Raw genomic sequence first — 17,277 nt, forward strand, 5'->3', positions numbered from 1 at the left:
GATGTGTATAAGAGACAGGCCCAGGTGACCGTCTCGAACGGCGACCTCGCCGACGGGGACGGTGACGAAGCCGCCGAAAACGCCGCCGAGTCGACCGACGGAAACGGCGAGGACGCCGCGACCGAGACCGATGCGACGGACGCCGAGGACGACGCGATCGAACTCGGCGGCGAAGTCACCGCCGACGGGACGGACGCTTCCGCCGACGAAGCGGACGAGTAACACACGGGCTCGTCGAGTGGCGACCGCTCGAGCGAGCGCCGGAGTGACGCTGATTTTTACTGCGAGCCAACTGTCGCGAGCGAGGCTGTACGCCGGCAGACGCGCGTTTTATTCGGCTTCGCCGGTCAGCTAGTAACCTTTAAAACAAAGTGCGCACAATACCCGTCCACGATGGCGAGCAACAAAATTCTCGGAATCGACCTGGGGACGACAAACAGCGCGTTCGCGGTGATGGAAGGCGGCGATCCGGAGATCATCGTCAATGCCGAAGGCGAACGGACGACGCCCTCCGTCGTCGCCTTTACCGACGACGAGCGACTCGTCGGGAAACCGGCGAAGAACCAGGCGATCCAGAACCCCGAAAAGACGATCGCGTCGATCAAGCGCCACATCGGCGAGGAGGACTACACCGTCGAGATCGAGGGCGAGGAGTATACGCCCGAGGAGATCTCCGCGATGATCCTCCAGAAGATCAAACGCGACGCCGAGGACTATCTCGGCGACGAGGTCGAGAAGGCCGTCATCACGGTCCCGGCGTACTTCTCCGACCGACAGCGCCAGGCGACCAAAGACGCCGGCGAGATCGCCGGCTTCGAGGTCGAGCGCATCATCAACGAGCCGACCGCCGCGTCGATGGCCTACGGCCTCGACGACGATTCCGACCAGACCGTGCTCGTCTACGACCTCGGCGGCGGCACCTTCGACGTCTCGATTCTCGATCTCGGCGGCGGCGTCTACGAGGTCGTCGCGACCAACGGTGACAACGATCTCGGCGGCGACGACTGGGACGAGGCCATCATCGACTACCTCGCCGACCAGTTCGAGGCCGAACACGGGATCGACCTCCACGAGGACCGGCAGGCCCTCCAGCGGCTGAAAGACGCCGCCGAAGAGGCCAAGATCGAACTCTCCTCGCGCAAGGAGACCGAGATCAACCTGCCGTTCATCACGGCGACCGACGATGGCCCGATCCACCTCGAGGAGTCGCTGACCCGCGCGAAGTTCGAATCGCTCACCAGCGACCTCATCGATCGCACGGTCGAGCCGACCGAGCAGGCACTCGAGGACGCCGGCTACAGCAAGGACGACATCGACGAGGTCCTCCTTGTCGGTGGCTCGACTCGAATGCCGCAGGTCTCCGAGAAGGTCGAGGAACTCATCGGCGAAGAGCCCCAGAAGAACGTCAACCCCGACGAGGCCGTCGCGCTGGGCGCGGCGATTCAGGGTGGCGTCCTGGGCGGCGAGGTCGACGACATCGTGTTGCTCGACGTCACGCCGCTCTCGCTCGGTATCGAGGTCAAAGGGGGGCTCTTCGAACGACTCATCGAGAAGAACACGACGATTCCGACCGAGGAGTCGAAGGTGTTCACCACCGCAGCGGACAACCAGACCACGGTCCAGGTCCGGGTCTTCCAGGGCGAGCGCGAACTGGCCGAAGAGAACGAACTGCTCGGCGAGTTCCACCTGACCGGCATCCCGCCGGCCCCCGCCGGCACACCACAGATCGAGGTGTCCTTCTCGATCGACGAAAACGGCATCGTCAACGTCTCGGCGGAGGACAAAGGCAGCGGCACCACCGAGGAGATCACCATCGAGGGCGGTGCCGGTCTCTCCGACGAGCAGATCGAAAAGATGCAAGAAGAGGCCGAGAAACACGCCGAGGAAGACCAGCAAAAGCGCGAGCGCATCGAAGCGCGTAACGCCGCCGAGGCGACGATCCAGCGCGCGGAAACGCTGCTCGAGGAGAACGACGAGCAGGTCGACGACGATCTCCGTGCCGATATCGAGGCCGCGATCGAGGACTTGGAGGAGACGATCGACGACGACGATGCCGACGCTGACGATATCGAGTCCGCGACCGAGGCCCTGAGCGAGGAACTACAGGAAATCGGCAAGCAGATCTATCAGCAGGAGGGCGGTGCCGGCGCTGCCGGCGGTGCTGCGGGTGCTGGCGGTGCGGCCGGTGCCGGTGCAGGCCCCGGCGGCATGGGCGGCGGTCCGAACCCCGGCCCCGACGCCGGTGCTGCCGGCGGCGAGGACGAGGAGTTCGTCGACGCCGACTTCGAGGACGTCGACTTCGACGAGGACGACGAGGAGTAACGAACCCCTTCCAGTTTCGGCACCGGCGAAACGAGTGCTGACTGCGATCCGGTTTTCGAGTCGCGTCGGCCCGCTATTGTTTTGCGTTCCTCGAGTCGGCTCATCCAATAGTGGATAGATCCACGTCAACCCTGTACAGAAGGCGGAGTCCGCTAACCCCCTCTCTTTCAACCGGAAGAGTCATTGCTACATTCGATCTAGAATAGATAACAAACCCTCCAGTGGACCCACGACCGATGTCCGAGAAGCAATCAAACGACGGGTTCTATTCGAGTCGGGTCGGAAAGGCGGTCGTCTATTTTTCCGTTACGTTTTCCGCGGCGGTCATATCTGGAGTGTATACAGGCCGATCCGTCGGGGACGTGATCGGGACCTCGCTTGTCTTCGCCGCCGTCTTCGCAGCAGTTATCTGGTCCGTATGGATCGAAGGCTAACCCCCATTTGAGAACCGTTGTATCGGTCCTCGTCCTGATTGTTTTCGGCCACCGCGGTCTCTCGTTCCCGACGGTAGAACAGGGCAGTCCAGTATGGCTACCGGTACGTGCCCGAACCGGGATGGTCATCCATCTTATAGAACGGGCGGCCATTGATCCGTCGGACGAATACGACGAGCCCCTCTTTACCGGTTCGATCTGGGGCGCTCGTCACGGCGAGCGCGTCCTCATCACTGCCGCAACCGGACGGCAGTGAACTGCAGCAGTGGGTGGGGTCGCTCCTGATGGGGCACGAGCGCACTGGACCGCATGCTCCATGGAACGTTCGTTTCAAGTGGCTCAACCGAGTATCGGTTGCACAACGAATGAGCGAGGACTTCTACGACGTTCTCGGCGTGAGCCCCGACGCGTCTGCCGAGGAGATCAAACAGGCGTATCGGTCGAAGGCCACCGAGTATCACCCCGACGTCAGCGACGACCCCAATGCCGAGGAGAAGTTCAAGAAGATCCAGAAGGCAAAGCAGGTCCTAACCGACGAGGAGAAGCGCGAGGCCTACGACCGGATGGGCCACGACCGCTACGAACAGGCCGAAAAACACGGCTTCGACGCCAGCGAGTCCGGCGGTGCCGGCGGCATGGGCGGCGGCCCGTTCGGCGGCATGGGCGGTGGCGGCATGGGCGGGGGTGGCGGTCTCGGCGACCTCTTCGAACAGGTCTTCGGCGGCGGCGGTGGCGGCGGACGCGGCCGCCGTCAGCCGCGCAAAGGGCGGGACCTGCGGACCGAACTCGAGATCGATCTCGAGGAGGCATACGAAGGTGCTGAAAAGCAGTTTACCGTCGAGCGACCCGAGGAGTGCGATGTCTGTGCCGGCGAGGGCCACCCGCCGGAGGCCGACGCCGAAACCTGTCCGCAATGTCAGGGCCGCGGGCAGGTGACGCAGGTCCAGCAGACGCCGCTCGGCCGGGTCCAACAGACGACGGCCTGTCCCCGCTGTGAGGGCGAGGGGACGCTGTACTCCGAGACCTGCGGCGAGTGTCGCGGCGAGGGGTACGTCCGCAACGAGGCGACGCTGACCGTCGAAGTCCCGGCGGGCATTCAGGAGGGCCAAACTCTCCGAATGGAAGGCGAAGGCGCGCCCAGTCCCGAGAACGGCCCGCACGGCGACCTGCTGATCGACGTCTCGATCCGCGACCACGACGAGTTCGAACGCGAGGGCGACGACCTCCAGTACCGGCTGCCGATCTCGTTCCCGCAGGCGACCTTCGGCGACACCGTCGAAGTCCCGACGCTCGAGGGTGCTGCCGAGTTCGAGATCCCGGCGGGGACCCAGAGCGGCGAGACCTTCCGCCTCGAGGGGAAAGGCATGCCGCGTCTCCGCGGTCGCGGGCAGGGTGACCTCTACGTGCAGGTCCAAGTCGTCACGCCGGAGAGTTTGAACGAGGACCAGCGCGAGGCACTCGAGGCCTTCGCGGAGGCCGGCGGCGACGAGATCGAAGTGACGGAAGGCTTCTTCGAGAAGATCAAGCGGGCGTTCTGAGTCGCGTTTCGTCCCCGCCGCTCCGTCGGATCGAACGGCGGTGCTCCGGCGACCGGAGTGGCACGGTACCATCCACCACATGTTATGAGCGTTGCGCTCGAATCATCGTATGGATTCGCATGCCAGCACAACAGCTCCTGCTCCTCGCCGGCGACTACGTCGAGGACTACGAGGTTATGGTTCCGTATCAGGCCCTCGAGATGGTGGGGCACGAAGTGCACGCCGTGTGTCCGGAGAAGGAAGCCGGTGAGACCTGTCCGACCGCGATCCACGACTTCGAGGGCGACCAGACATACACCGAAAAGCCCGGGCACCGGTTCGAACTGACCCACGACTTCGACGCCGTCGATCCGGCCGAGTACGACGCGCTTGTCGTTCCCGGCGGCCGCGCGCCCGAGTACCTCCGTACCTACGACGCAGTTCTCGAGTACGTTCGACACTTCTTCGCGGAAGACAAACCCGTCGCGTGCCTGTGTCACGGCGTCCAACTCCTCGCCGCCGCGGACGTTCTGGACGGCCGAACCTGTACCGGCTATCCGGCGCTCGAGACGGACGTCCGAACGGCCGGCGGTGACTGGGCGGAGGGCGTTACGCGCGACGGGAACCTCGTGACCGGACAGGCCTGGCCCGACCATCCCGAGTGGCTCGCCATGTTCCTCGAGTGTCTCGGGACCGACATCGATCACGCCGAACCGGCGGCCGCGGACGACTGAGCCCGTCGTATGAGGGTCGCATACGGACGGGCCGGTAGAGCGAGTCGGCGCGCTTTTTCGGCCCCGGGACGGAGTGGCTAGTATGAACGTTGGGACGGTCGACGGCTTGCTGACTCGGGAACTCCGCGACGATCGGATCGCGCTCGTCGACGCGACGGGGCGGGAGTACGACTACCACTGGCTGTGTACGACCTCGTGGAAAGCCGGCAACTTCCTGCGGCACGCGGGCGTTCGCAACGGCGTCACCGTCGGGGTCGTCGGCGACGGCCCCCTCGCACTGCTGGCCTTTTTCGGGACGACGTTGCTCGAGGGAACGACCCGCTTCGACCCGCCGACGGATCTCACCGACGAGGACGACTTCCGGACGCTCGTCGCACCCGTCGACCGATTCGCGGACTACGAGGTACCCCGCGGCGCACAACGGGTCGGCTACGGTGACAAGCCCGACGCGCCGGACATCCATCACTTCGACGCGGGGCTGTGGAGCGAGAACCCCTCGTTCCCGCCGCTGTCGATCGATCCCGAAACGGTCATCCTGACCGACGGCGAGCGGCCCGTCACGCACGAGGGGCTGCTCGAGGCCGCACGCGAGGTCGTCACGGAAACCGGTCTCGAAGCCGACGACCGCGTCGTCGTTCGCACGCCCCTGTCCGATCCTCGGACGATCGCGGCGGGCGTGATCGCGCCGCTGTTGGCCAAGGCCGTGCTCGTCCTTCCGGGCGACGAGACCGTGGGCGAGCAGGCGAGCTATGCCGTCTCGAGCGCTGCCGCCGAGTCGGTCCCCGAGCCAAACCGGATCGATCTCGACGCGGTGGCGCTCCCCTGACGGCGACCGGGTCCCGCTGCTTTGCAGCGGTCAGAGCTCTCGGGACAGCAACCCCTCGACGGCAGGTCCCGACAGAACCTCGCCCTCGTGGGTGAACCGCGAGCCGTGACAGGGGCAGTCCCAGATCGCTTCGGCGTCGTTCCACTGGACGAGACAGCCCATGTGCGGACAGATCACCGAGACGGCGTGCACCGTCTCCGCCTCGTCCGAGACTCCGAGGGGCTGGTCCGGTCGCCGAACGACGCGACCGTCCCCGGTCCGGGGGATGCCGTCCGACCCGTGTGCCTCGAGCGTGACTGTCCGACGCTCGAGACACTCGCGATCGGCGGCGGCTCCGCTGGACTGAGCGCAGCGCTGTTCACCGCGAAGAACGGCCTCGAGACGACGGTGGTCGACACGACGAGATGTGGATGCACACGGCCCACCTGTTCACCTCTCCCGGCATTCGGAGCATCAACGGCAGCGCGTGGGACTCGCGCGCGATCAGGGCAGCGACCGCGGAGCCGACGTGGGCGTTCTCGCGGCCAGCCGAAACGCAATAGCGTTATGCTCTTCGAGTGAATATTCCAGCGCAGTATGGAATACGATGCGGTCCTGTTCGACTTCGACGGCGTCGTCGTCGAAACACCGTCATCCAAGCGCCTCTCCGACGCTCTCGGCCGGACGTACGAGAAACTCGGCCGGTCCGGTCCGGCGGCGGAGACGTTTCAGGAACTCATGGGCGGCGACTTCGAGTCGATCGCCGACCGCTGTCAGGGCCTCGGCATCGAGGCGGACGTGTTCTGTGCCCAGGCCGCCCGCGAGATGGTCCGAACCCAACTCGAGGAAGTGGAACGCGGGGTGCGATCCGCGTACGACGACATCGCGGCGGTGCAGTCGCTCGAGCGTCCCCTCGGCATCGTCAGCGACAATCACCCGACCGTCGTCTCGACGCTGCTCGACCGGTTCGGGCTCCGATCGCTGTTCGAAACCGTCTACGGCTGTCCCCTGACTCCCGACGGGCTGGCTCGACGCAAGCCCGATCCGACGAACATCGAGGCCGCGATGGACGCGCTCGAGGCGGACGCCGCGTTGTACGTGGGCGATCGAACCGTCGACATCCGGGCGGCCGACAACGCGGGCATCGATTCGGTGTTGCTCTCCCGGTCCGGGACGGAGCCACCCGAAGCGGACGTGGACCCCACCTACCGCCTCCCGTCGCTGTCGGGGCTTCCGTCGGTCCTCGAGTGAGCGCGCCGACGGCGGGTCGAGCATCGTTCCCGTCGACACGGCTCACTCCCTATAGTAGCTGTCCAGATACAGGGGAACGCATAGGACAGTGCCACGGAAGAGAGCCGAACGTATGGCGACCGTCGAAACCGTTCTGTCGTCGATTTTCAGCACGATTCCTGAACTCCATTCCGGGCAACTCGGACTGCTGTCGGGCGTCCTCGTCGGGATGCTCTACTGGCACGGCTATCGCCGGCCTGCGCTCGCGCTCCTCACTGCGTTCTATCTGCTGGCGCTCGGTATCGTGCCCGGGTCCACGAGGGGGCTGATCGTCGCCCAGTCGAACCCGTGGTACTTCTGTTCGTTTCTGCTCATCGCCTCGCTGAGTGTGATCGGGGCAACCGCCGTCCGGGCGCGGGTGGCACGCTCGAGCCGACATCGAACTCGGCGAGCGGACGGCAAGCCGTCGGAGTGGTAGTCGTGGGGAGTCGGTCTCGACGGTGACTCGGGCGTTCGATAGCCGTTTCAGTCGCCCGGTCGTAGTTGACCCGAGCCATGCCTCCTCGTCGACGCGGTCACGGAACGCGCTTGCTGATGGCGCTGGTCGGCTGTCTGCTCCTGCTGTGGTCGCTCGCGCTGGCCGCGATCAGTTACTGGGCACTGTCCGCCCTCCGGGCCTCCGCACCCGACCCCGGGACGACGCTTCTCGTTGTCGTCGGTGCCGGTCTCTTGGGCGGGTATCTGAGCTATCGGTTCGGGACGACCCAGTTGCTCTCGCGGCTCGAGGCGGTCGAACTCCCGCGATCGCACGCACCCCGGTTCTACCGGCGGCTCGACGATCTCGAGTCGCGGATGGACGTCGATTCGCCGACCGTCGCGATCGCGCGGCTGCCGATGCCAAACGCCTTCGCACTGGGCAGTCGACGCGGCGGCGTCGTCGTCCTCGATCGGTCGCTGTTCGGGTTGCTGTCGCTCGACGAACTCGAGGCGCTCGTGGCACACGAATTCGCCCACCTCGAGCGGTACGATGCCTTCGTCCAGACGCTTGCCTACAGCGTCTTCCGGACGATCGCCGGGCTTGCCGTCCTGCTACTGTCGCCGCTGCTGGTTGCGGTCATGGGGATCGCTCGAGCCGTCGCGTGGCTCCGGGGCGATCCGCAGTCGTGGTCGCGGACGGCCGTCGGCCGGCTGCTGGGCCGCATCGAAGGCGGCGTCGTGATCTGCGTGCTCCTCGTGACGCTGGCCGTCCGGGCCCACTCACGACGGCGGGAGTACGCCGCCGACGAGCGGGCCGCAACCGTCACGGGACGGCCGGTCGCGCTCGCTCGCGCGCTCCGGACGATCCAACGCGCCGCGGACCCGTCCGCGGGGTTGCTCGGTCCCCTGTACGTTCACACCGAGGACGACGAGACGTGGCGGCGGTTGCTCTCGACGCATCCCCCGACGGACGACCGGATCGAGCGGTTGCTCGAACGGGCGCGACACGACCGCGATCGCGCGCAGACTCGAGAGGTCTAACAGTCGTGGGTGGTGTGCGTTCCGACCGTAGTGGTGGCATCCCAACCCGGTGACGGCGGGAGCGTCGCCGACGTACTGGCAACCCACAAACGCTTTTTGCTGCACACCTCCTACGTCAGGCCATGTACGTTCGGGACGCGAAAAACAGGGAAGAGGTCTGGCTGCTGGATCACATCGAGTCGATGGGGCTCGACGAGACGGCGTTTCGCTCCCGTGACTACGTCATTGCGATCGACGAGGAGTCCGGCGAGAAGGCCGGCTTCGGTCGCATCCGCATCCACAAAACCGACGCGGACTCGGGAGCCGTCTGCGAACTGACTAGCATCGGGGTCCTCGAGCGGTGGCGCGGGCAGGGCGTCGGGGCCCACATCGTCGAACGGCTCGTGGAGTACGCCAGCGACGAGGGGTTCGAAACCGTCTACGTCCTGACCGGCGACGGGGCCTACCTCGCTCAGTTCGGCTTCCAGCGGATCGAGGAGGCCGATCTGCCGGCGGTCCTCCAGGACCGACTCGCGGACAAGCGCGAGGGGATCGATCCCGACGCAGTGCCCCTGGCGATCGATGTCGCGGAGTTCCGAATGCCGGATCGGCTTCGGGAGGCGTTCAAGCACGCCCCCGAGGGGCGCGACGAGGCCGACGACACGGAGTCCCCCGAGGACTTCGGTATCGATCCGGACTCGGCGACGTACAAGTACGATACGGGGCAGTAGATGACGGCGATAGGGCCGCCCGTCCGTCCTGCCTTACCGGTTCGATCCCGATCCGGCGGGGCGCTCGTCGAAGCCGTATCGGAACGCGACCCAGGCGATCCCGGAGAGGAACAGCATCGGCGGGAGGACGGCGAACGCCCACAACGGGTCCAGTCCCCAGCGGAGCAAGAGTCCGAGGGTCACCACTCCGACTGCGAGCAACGGCGCGACGTACCGGGCCGCTCGACGCCGATCGCCCGTCCCGTCGCTCGACAGCGGCGACCCCGATGGCTCGCTGGACATGTTCGAGCCGTCGACGCCGTGAGAAATAAGCGATTGTGGCGATTCCGAACACACTCATGACCGCGAACCGCTCCGATTCGGCGGCCGACGGCAGCGATTCCGACACCGACGGGTCAGACGATGGCGCTCCCGCCGCGGACGAAGCCGTTCCCGTCTGGCTCGTCGAGCGAACGTACGGCGACGACGAACTCAATCTCATCATCCTCGTCTACGCGACCGAGGACGGCCGGCGATATCACCGCCGGGAGCGCGCGCTGACCAGCTTTACCGGCCCCACTCGAGAGACGACGGCCGGACTCCGCGTCCCGCCCGACGCGCTCGGGAGCGTCGACGATCCGGCGACGCGGGAGCGCTATGCCGAGGAAGCGTCGCGGATGGCACGGCAACACGACCCTGCCGACAGCGTTTGAGGCGACGGGGGTCGTGAGTCGACGACGCGACCGCGAAGCTTGACGTGTTCATCAAAGTTGAAGCCCCGCCCGACCCACGATAATCATAATGTTCGACCCCGACGAACTCGAGGAGATCCGTGCCAACAAGGCGTCGTGGCACGAGGCGGAAGTCGAACCGGTCCTCGATCGGTTCGGCGAGCGCAAGGAAACGTTCACGACCGATACGGGCGGTCAGGAGGTCGATCGGCTCTACACACCCGACGACGTCGGCGATCTCGACTACGAGGAGGATCTGGGGAATCCGGGCGAGCCGCCGTACACGCGCGGCGTCTACTCGACGGGCTACCGCGGTCGGCTCTGGACGATGCGCCAGTACGCCGGGTTCTCGACGCCGGCGGACACCAACGAGCGCTACCACTACCTGCTCGACGAGGGACAGACCGGGCTCTCGATGGCGTTCGACCTGCCGACGCAGATGGGGTACGACTCGGACGCCGCCATGGCCGCCGGCGAGGTGGGGAAAGCCGGCGTGGCGATCGACTCGCTTGCCGACATGGAGACCGTCTTCGACGGCATTCCGTTAGACGAGGTCTCGACGTCGATGACGATCAACGCACCCGCGTCGGTGCTGCTGGCGATGTACATTGCGGTGGGGGACCAGCAGGGGGTCGACCGCTCGAAGCTTCGCGGGACGATTCAAAACGATATCCTGAAAGAGTATATCGCGCGCAACACGTACATCTACCCGCCGGAGCCGTCGATGCGAATCATCACGGACATCTTCGAGTTCTGTGCCGAGGAAACGCCGAAGTTCAACACCATCTCCATCTCGGGCTATCACATCCGCGAGGCCGGGTCCACGGCCGCCCAGGAACTCGCGTTTACGCTCGGTAACGGGATCGAGTACGTCGAAACGGCGATCGAGGCCGGTCTCGACGTCGACGAGTTCGCGCCCCAACTCTCCTTTTTCTTCAACGGCCACAACAACATCTTCGAGGAGGTCGCGAAGTTCCGCGCGGCCCGCCGGATGTGGCACGACATCATCGAGGAGCGCTTCGACCCGGACGACCCCAAGTCCAAACAGCTCAAGTTCCACACCCAGACCGCGGGCTCGATGCTGACCGCCCAGCAGATCGAGAACAACGTCGTCCGCGTCGCCTACCAGGCGCTGGCGGCAGTGCTCGGGGGGACGCAGAGCCTCCACACCAACGGCAAGGACGAAGCGCTTGCCCTGCCGACCGAGGAATCCGTCCGGACGGCGCTGCGAACCCAGCAGATCCTCGCCCACGAGTCCGGCGCGGCCGACACCATCGACCCGCTGGCGGGCAGCTACTACGTCGAATCGCTGACCGACGACGTCGAGGAAGAGGCCTACGAGATCATGGCCGAGGTCGACGACCGCGGCGGCATGCTCGAGGCCGTCGAGCAACAGTGGGTCCAGCGCCAGATCCAGGACACGGCGTTCGACCGCCAGCGGGAGATCGAGGAGAAAGAGCGGATCATCGTCGGCGTCAACGAGTTCGAAGTCGACGAGGACCCCGAAATGGACGTCGAGGAGGTCACCGAGGAGGACCAACAGCGCAAGATCGACGGTCTCGAGGAAACCCGCGCGGAGCGCGACGACGAAGCGGTCGACACGGCCCTCGAGGCGCTTCGCGACGCGGCACGGAGCGACCGGAACCTGATGCCGTATATCATCGACGCGGTCAAAGCGTACGCGACGGTCGGCGAGATCTGTAACGTCATGCGCGACGAGTTCGGCGAGTATCAGCCGGGCAGCGCGATGTAGGCGCTCGGGGGCCGAACTCGAGCCGAAATCGGGTTCTCGCAAATAACGCGCTGCTACCCGGTCAGAGACCGCTCCCGGCGGCTCCGTGGCCAGTCATGGAGAATCGTGCCGCCGGGCGAGAGCGACTCCCTCTCGAGCCCCGACACGGACGATGGCGGTGCTGCCACGGCGGACGACCAAGCGGACGAGAACGCGTCGACCGACGAGTAACGACGGTTCCCGACCGCGAACCGAAACACGAACACGCGCGATCGCGCCGACGGCCGTTTTTCATCCTGACGGACGTCCCGTCGGGAGTCCGGTGTTGCCGTGCACGCTGCTCGAGGCGGGGACCTCACGAAAAATCACAACAGTAACACGGCCATCGACCGGAGTACAGGCCGATGCACTTCGATCACGCCGGCATCGCGACCGACGATGCACAGGGACTCGCAACGCTGTACGGCGACCTCTTCGGCCTCGAGATCGCCCACGAGGAGGAGTTCGATGGCATGCGCGTCGTCTTCCTCGACTGTGGTGACGGGTACTTCGAACTGCTCGAGCCCCTCGAGGAAGGGACGATCGCGCGCTATCTCGAGGACAACGGGGCGGGCATCCACCACCTCGCGCTCGCGACCGACGACATCGATGGTGCCCTCGAAACGGCCCGCGACCACGGCGTGGCGCTGATCGACGCGGAGCCGCGGCCGGGCGCGTGGGGGCACTCGGTGGCGTTCCTCCATCCGACGGACACGGGCGGCATCCTGATCGAACTCGTCGAACACTGACGGCGGTGGCTACTCAGCCGCCGGCGACTCGGTCGTTGTGAGCCGTCGCGTCTCGTCGCGGTGTTCGTGGCGGACCGCGACGGTGTCGGGATACCGCCCCTCGAGATCGATCCGCGCATCGTAGCCGACGATCCCGAGACAGTCGATGCAGGTGGCTGCCGGTTGGGTGCCGACAGCGACGGTGACCGCGAGGAGATCGCGGTCCGCGTCGTAGGTCGCCTCGGTGAGCGAGAGGTCGTGACAGGGCGTCGGCGTTCCGAGAGCGCCCGCGATGACGACGCGTTCGGCGGTGAATTCGACGGTGGCTCGCTCGCGGTCCGTTCGCCCCGCACACTCGCCCTCGCCGACAGCGAGCGATGCGTCGACGACGTCGGGGTCCGGACAGGGGATCGTCGTCGAACTCGACGCTGTCTCGATGCCGGTCCCGCGGAGCGTGATGGTTGTTCGGGAGCGGAGACAGTCGAACGGCCGCCGGCTGACGCCGTCGGTAACGGTCGACTCGCTCGTGCCGTCATCGCCGCTGGTCGTGACGGTAATCGCGTACGACCGCGGCTCGATGAGGGAAAGCACGAGCCTCTCCCCCGCCGGGAGCTCGAACTCGTGCTCGAGCAGTGCGTCGTCGCCGCTGTCGGCCGTGCTATCGGCTCCGTCGTCCCCGTGCCCCTGGTCGGTCGTGATCGTAACGGAGACCGTTCGGTCCCGGTCGCCTTCGTTGCGGAGTGTGAGTTCGTGCGGCGGATGCGCGCCGAGAAACGGGACATCGTCGGGATCGCCGACCGTGATCGCGTCGTCCGATTCCGATTCGGCGACGTCCCGGTCGGTATCGCCGCTCGAGTCGGTCCCGGGGTGGATCGTCCGGAATCGGTCGACCGTCGAACCCGTACAGCCGGCCAGTCCACAGACCGCGCCGGTGGTGCCGGCGAGGAGGTCTCGTCGTCGCATACGCGCTCCCACCACGATACGGAATAAACACTTTTGTCAGGAACGCGAACCTGTCCGCCGTCGGGAGTGTCAGTGGGTACGGGACGTGGCCGTCACGACGTCGTCGAATCCGGTTCGAGCGGGCCCGCGAGGCCGATCGAAGCAGTGGCGACACGATGTGCCCGCACCCGGGGACGCTTTCGCCGACCACTGCGGTAGGGCAGGGCTCGCTGTCCCCCAGTTGGGCCGAACCTGGGATGCCGGGGATAGGCCACTTGATCGCGCCCGCGATCCGACCGTGGGCTCCGATCGGTACGGCGCGTCAGCCGAAGTTCTCGATCAACGCCTCGTCGGAATCGCCGCCGGCGTCGTCGATCGCCTCGGCGACGAACGTGACGAAGCCGTCGAAGCCGAACGCGTAGATCTGTCCGTCCTTGCGGTGCGTCGCGATCGCATCGGCCAGTTCGTCGTCGGCGTCCTCCCCGACGGTGACGACCGTCGCGCCCGCATCCGCGAGCGCCTCGAGACGCTCGGTGTGGGCGGGTTCGTCGGCCTGATAGATCACCACGGCGTCGTGGCCCGTGTCCTGGGCGGCTTCGGCAACGGCGATCGAAGGGCCGATACCCGGGCCGCCAGCGGCCGCCACGATATCGTCCTCGCCCTCGTAGGTGATCTGCCCGAACGGTCCCTCAACGTGTACGGTCTCGCCGCCCTCGAGATCCGCGAGCCACGGCGAGAGGTCGCCGTCGGGATCGATGCCCACGGTGAGTTCGAACGTCTCGCCGACGGACGGTGACGAGAGCGTATAGTGACGCGAGATCGCCTCATCGTCGGGTGCCGCTCGGAGCAAGACGAACTGTCCCGGCAAGGCATCGAACCCGTCGGGCGTCTCGAGTTCGAGCGTGACCGTATCGGGACCGACTTCACTGACCGATTCGACGGTGACTGGTGTCCCTTCCATATCGAAGCCGTTCGGCGGCTGATTGAAAAGACGTTCCGTTCCGTCGACGACGTGGTTCGACGGCCCGTAGGGCAGACGCCCGTGAAAACGACGGTGGGGAACCGCCGGGGTCGCTCTCCGGTATCGGTTGCCGTCCCGCGGTACGCCTCTCGCCGAGATTCATACCGATTAGTATGGAATAATTTGTGCTATCAAACAGATCACGCGTCGTTACACTCATCCGGGTGGGGTTTCAGAAGCCTTTTCATTTATGGGGGGCAAGGCCCATCATAACATGGCTGAGGACCTCAACTGGGCGGTTGGAGGCGAGGCCGGGGACGGAATCGACTCCACGGGCAAAATTTTCGCTCAGGCACTCGCCCGAGCCGGACGGCACGTATTCACCTCGAAAGACTTCGCATCACGGATCCGCGGGGGGTACACGGCCTACAAGATTCGGACCTCCGTGGACAAGGTCCAGAGCGTCGTCGACCGACTCGACATTCTGGTCGCGCTCACCCAGCGGACGATCGACGAGAACCTGGACGAACTCCACGAGGGCAGCGCCATCATCTACGACGGCGAGCGCTCCTGGGAAGCCGAGATTCCCGACGAGATGACCGCCGTGGATGTCCCCCTGAAGTCGCTGGCCGAGGAGGCCGGCGGCGCGATCATGCGCAACATCGTCGCGCTCGGTGCCGCGTGTGAGATCACCGGCTTCGACGTCGAATACCTCGACGAAGCCCTCGAGAAGCGCTTCGGCGGCAAGGGCTCGAAGATCGTCGAGAACAACAAGGCGGCGGCCCGCGCCGGCCAGGAGTACGTTCGGGAAAATTACGATCTGGACCACCTCGGCTACAACATCGAGACGACCGACAACGATTACGTCCTGCTCAACGGCAACGAGGCGATCGGGATGGGCGCACTCGCTGCCGGCTGTCGGTTCTACGCCGGCTACCCGATCACGCCCGCGACGTCGATCATGGAGTATCTGACGGAGCGTATCGAGGACTACGGCGGGCACGTCGTTCAGGCGGAAGACGAACTCTCGGCCATCAACATGTCGCTCGGAGCCGCACGTGCCGGAGCACGATCGATGACCGCGACATCCGGGGCCGGCGTCGACCTCATGACTGAGACCTTCGGTCTGGTCGCGACCAGCGAGACGCCGCTGGTCATCGCCGACGTACAGCGCTCGGGCCCCTCGACGGGGATGCCGACGAAGCAGGAACAGGGCGATCTGAATATGGCGCTGTACGGCGGTCACGGCGAGGTCCCCCGGTTCGTCGTCGCTCCCACGTCGATCACCGAGTGCTTCTGGAAGACCGTCGAGGCGTTCAACCTCGCGGAGAAGTACCAGACGCCGGTCTTCCTGATTTCGGATCTGGCGATGTCGGTCACCGAACAGACGTTCCCGCCCGAGGCCTTCGACATGGACGAGGTCGAGATCGATCGCGGCAAACTCGTCGACGAGGACGAGGTCGACGAGTGGCTCGACTCGCAGGGCCGGTTCCGCGCCCACGCCGTCACCGACGACGGCGTCAGTCCCCGCGCCATCCCCGGCACGACCGACGCCGCCCACATGTCCACCGGCCTCGAGCACGACGAGCTCGGCCGCCGGACGGAAGAAGAGGACGAGCGCGTCCATCAGGTCGACAAGCGAAACCGCAAGGTCGAGACCGCACGGGCCGAGGAGGACTGGGATTACCGCGAGTTCGGCGACGCCGACGCCGACAATCTCATCATCTCGTGGGGCTCGAACGAGGGCGCACTCGTCGAAGCGCTCGACTACCTCGAGGCGGACGGCATCGACGTGCGCGTCATTTCGGTGCCCTACATCTTCCCGCGGCCGGACCTGACCGAGGAAATCGAGGCCGCCGACGACACGATCGTCGTGGAGTGTAACGCGACCGGGCAGTTCGCCGACGTGATCGAACACGACGTGCTGACCCGCGTAAAGCGCATCAACAAGTACACGGGCGTCCGCTTCAAGGCGGACGAACTCGCGGACGACATCACCGAGAAACTCTCCGAGGAGGTACCAGCATAATGAGCTCCGACGTACGATTCACCGACTTCAAATCCGACAAGCAGCCGACGTGGTGTCCCGGATGCGGCGACTTCGGGACGATGAACGGCATGATGAAAGCCCTCGCGAACACCGGCAACGATCCCGACAACACCTTCGTGGTGGCCGGGATCGGGTGTTCCGGCAAGATCGGGACCTACATGCACAGCTACGCGCTGCACGGGGTCCACGGTCGCGCGCTCCCGGTCGGCACCGGCGTCAAAATGGCCCGTCCCGATATCGAGGTCATGGTCGCCGGTGGCGACGGCGACGGCTACTCGATCGGAGCCGGTCACTTCGTCCACGCCGTCCGTCGGAACGTCGACATGACCTACTGCGTCATGGACAACCGCATCTACGGGCTGACCAAGGGACAGGCCTCGCCGACCTCGCGGTCGGACTTCGAGACCTCGACGACCCCCGAAGGACCCAAACAGCCGCCGGTCAACCCGCTTGCCCTCGCGCTCGCGTCGGGTGCCTCGTTCATCGCTCAGTCGTTCAGTTCCGACGCGATGCGACACGCCGAGATCGTCCAGAAGGCCATCGAACACGACGGCTTCGGCTTCGTCAACGTCTTCAGTCCGTGTGTCACGTTCAACGACGTCGACACCTACGACTACTTCCGCGACAGCTTAGTCGACCTACAGGAAGACGAGGAACACGACCCGACCGACTACGAGGCAGCCAAAGAAGTCATCCTCGACGCCGACAAGGAGTATCAGGGCGTGATGTATCAGGACGAAAACTCCGTGCCGTACCACGAACAACACGGCGTCACCGAGGACATGTCCGAGATTCCGGACGGCGCGCCCGAGGACGCGATGGACCTCGTTCGCGAGTTCTACTAA

17 protein-coding genes and 3 pseudogenes are annotated in these 17,277 nt (G+C 65.7%); 16 read left to right on the forward strand and 4 right to left on the reverse strand.

All coding sequences use genetic code 11. The annotated features are described in order from the left end of the window. The 6 genes and pseudogenes from C486_RS03030 to C486_RS03055 form a co-directional block, all read left to right on the forward strand. Positions 1–222, forward strand: a pseudogene (locus C486_RS03030) (nucleotide exchange factor GrpE); the annotation flags it as partial. A 171-nt stretch (positions 223–393) separates the two neighbouring features. Then, a complete protein-coding gene (gene dnaK / locus C486_RS03035; RefSeq protein WP_008452911.1) occupies positions 394–2,322 on the forward strand; it encodes a molecular chaperone DnaK in 1,929 nt (642 codons plus the stop codon). Positions 2,323–2,558: 236 nt separating this feature from the next. Next, positions 2,559–2,756 carry a hypothetical protein gene (locus C486_RS03040; RefSeq protein ID WP_008452913.1) on the forward strand — a complete coding sequence of 66 codons (198 nt, stop codon included), beginning with the start codon at positions 2,559–2,561 and terminating at the stop codon, positions 2,754–2,756. Between the two features lie 365 nt (positions 2,757–3,121). Continuing rightward, positions 3,122–4,294: a molecular chaperone DnaJ gene (dnaJ, locus tag C486_RS03045; protein ID WP_008452917.1), complete on the forward strand. Its 1,173-nt coding sequence runs from the start codon at positions 3,122–3,124 to the stop codon at positions 4,292–4,294. 119 nt (positions 4,295–4,413) lie between these two features. Continuing rightward, complete coding sequence (locus C486_RS03050; protein WP_008452919.1) at positions 4,414–5,007, forward strand: DJ-1/PfpI family protein; 594 nt, start codon at positions 4,414–4,416, stop codon at positions 5,005–5,007. Positions 5,008–5,089: 82 nt separating this feature from the next. Next, positions 5,090–5,833, forward strand: coding sequence for a hypothetical protein (locus C486_RS03055; protein WP_008452921.1), 744 nt, complete (start codon positions 5,090–5,092; stop codon positions 5,831–5,833). A 30-nt stretch (positions 5,834–5,863) separates the two neighbouring features. Here the strand turns inward: C486_RS03055 and C486_RS03060 are convergent. Next, positions 5,864–6,124, reverse strand: a pseudogene (locus tag C486_RS03060) (Rieske 2Fe-2S domain-containing protein); the annotation flags it as partial. On the opposite strand from C486_RS03060, the pseudogene C486_RS19950 reads away from it, so the two are divergent. From C486_RS19950 to C486_RS03080, 5 genes and pseudogenes are all read left to right on the forward strand, one after another. Then, positions 6,113–6,309, forward strand: a pseudogene (locus C486_RS19950) (FAD-binding protein); the annotation flags it as partial. The pseudogenes C486_RS03060 and C486_RS19950 sit on opposite strands and share 12 nt — an antisense overlap. Positions 6,310–6,409: 100 nt before the next feature. Continuing rightward, positions 6,410–7,063 (forward strand): HAD family hydrolase, encoded by a 654-nt coding sequence (locus C486_RS03065; protein WP_008452928.1) that lies wholly within the window; start codon positions 6,410–6,412, stop codon positions 7,061–7,063. Between the two features lie 112 nt (positions 7,064–7,175). Continuing rightward, positions 7,176–7,520: a hypothetical protein gene (locus C486_RS03070; RefSeq protein ID WP_008452930.1), complete on the forward strand. Its 345-nt coding sequence runs from the start codon at positions 7,176–7,178 to the stop codon at positions 7,518–7,520. Between the two features lie 116 nt (positions 7,521–7,636). Continuing rightward, positions 7,637–8,560 carry a M48 family metallopeptidase gene (locus tag C486_RS03075; protein WP_008452932.1) on the forward strand — a complete coding sequence of 308 codons (924 nt, stop codon included), beginning with the start codon at positions 7,637–7,639 and terminating at the stop codon, positions 8,558–8,560. Between the two features lie 122 nt (positions 8,561–8,682). Then, the gene (locus tag C486_RS03080) at positions 8,683–9,270 is read left to right on the forward strand and encodes a GNAT family N-acetyltransferase (protein ID WP_008452935.1); all 588 of its coding nucleotides are present in this window, start codon (positions 8,683–8,685) and stop codon (positions 9,268–9,270) included. Between the two features lie 33 nt (positions 9,271–9,303). Here C486_RS03080 and C486_RS03085 read toward each other — a convergent pair whose 3' ends face one another. Next, positions 9,304–9,552 (reverse strand): hypothetical protein, encoded by a 249-nt coding sequence (locus tag C486_RS03085; protein ID WP_008452936.1) that lies wholly within the window; start codon positions 9,550–9,552, stop codon positions 9,304–9,306. A gap of 56 nt (positions 9,553–9,608) precedes the next feature. Between C486_RS03085 and C486_RS03090 the strand changes: the two genes are divergently transcribed. From C486_RS03090 to mce, 3 genes are all read left to right on the forward strand, one after another. Next, entirely contained in the window at positions 9,609–9,962 is a 354-nt protein-coding gene (locus C486_RS03090; RefSeq protein ID WP_049910075.1) for a hypothetical protein, read from the forward strand. A gap of 88 nt (positions 9,963–10,050) precedes the next feature. Continuing rightward, positions 10,051–11,733: an acyl-CoA mutase large subunit family protein gene (locus C486_RS03095; RefSeq protein WP_008452940.1), complete on the forward strand. Its 1,683-nt coding sequence runs from the start codon at positions 10,051–10,053 to the stop codon at positions 11,731–11,733. A 383-nt stretch (positions 11,734–12,116) separates the two neighbouring features. Next, complete coding sequence (mce, locus tag C486_RS03100) at positions 12,117–12,500, forward strand: methylmalonyl-CoA epimerase (RefSeq protein WP_008452945.1); 384 nt, start codon at positions 12,117–12,119, stop codon at positions 12,498–12,500. A gap of 9 nt (positions 12,501–12,509) precedes the next feature. Here mce and C486_RS03105 read toward each other — a convergent pair whose 3' ends face one another. Further along, on the reverse strand, positions 12,510–13,442 hold the full coding sequence (locus C486_RS03105; RefSeq protein WP_008452947.1) for a hypothetical protein: 933 nt from the start codon (positions 13,440–13,442) through the stop codon (positions 12,510–12,512). A 301-nt stretch (positions 13,443–13,743) separates the two neighbouring features. Further along, positions 13,744–14,382, reverse strand: a complete 639-nt coding sequence (locus tag C486_RS03110) for a ferredoxin--NADP reductase (protein ID WP_008452950.1) — start codon at positions 14,380–14,382, stop codon at positions 13,744–13,746. Between the two features lie 274 nt (positions 14,383–14,656). On the opposite strand from C486_RS03110, the gene C486_RS03115 reads away from it, so the two are divergent. Then, positions 14,657–16,411 (forward strand): 2-oxoacid:acceptor oxidoreductase subunit alpha, encoded by a 1,755-nt coding sequence (locus C486_RS03115; RefSeq protein ID WP_008452952.1) that lies wholly within the window; start codon positions 14,657–14,659, stop codon positions 16,409–16,411. Then, positions 16,411–17,277, forward strand: a complete 867-nt coding sequence (locus tag C486_RS03120; protein ID WP_008452954.1) for a 2-oxoacid:ferredoxin oxidoreductase subunit beta — start codon at positions 16,411–16,413, stop codon at positions 17,275–17,277. The genes C486_RS03115 and C486_RS03120 overlap by 1 nt, the downstream gene beginning before the upstream one ends.

The sequence above is a fragment of the Natrinema gari JCM 14663 genome (genome assembly GCF_000337175.1).
Classification (GTDB): Archaea; Halobacteriota; Halobacteria; order Halobacteriales; family Natrialbaceae; genus Natrinema; species Natrinema gari.